1 protein-coding gene is annotated in these 415 nt (G+C 46.3%); it reads right to left on the reverse strand.

Going from position 1 to position 415, the window contains the following annotated elements:
• Positions 1–415 (reverse strand): EF-Tu/IF-2/RF-3 family GTPase (locus tag BIW15_RS24025; RefSeq protein ID WP_256857081.1); only part of this gene is annotated, 415 nt, incomplete at both ends.

Here is a 415-nt window from a genome sequence, read left to right on the forward strand (position 1 = left end):
CCTGCACGGCCTTCGTCTAGAAGCTTACGGAACATCTCTACACCAGTACATGTTGTAGTAGTTGTATCCTTGATACCTACGATAGCAACTTCGTCACCAACTGTTAGGATACCACGCTCGATACGGCCAGTTACTACTGTACCACGACCTTGGATTGAGAATACGTCTTCGATAGGCATTAGGAATGGCTGATCTACCGCACGCTCTGGCTCAGGGATGTAAGTATCTAGAGCTTCAGCTAGTTCAACGATTTTCGCTTCCCACTGCTCTTCGCCGTTTAGTGCGCCTAGTGCAGAACCTTGGATAACTGGTAGGTCATCACCTGGGAAATCGTATTCAGATAGAAGTTCACGAACTTCCATTTCTACTAGTTCTAGTAGCTCTTCATCGTCAACCATGTCACATTTGTTCATGA

The organism is Vibrio sp. SALL6, assembly GCF_002002385.1.
GTDB classification, from domain to species: Bacteria; Pseudomonadota; Gammaproteobacteria; order Enterobacterales; family Vibrionaceae; genus Vibrio; species Vibrio parahaemolyticus.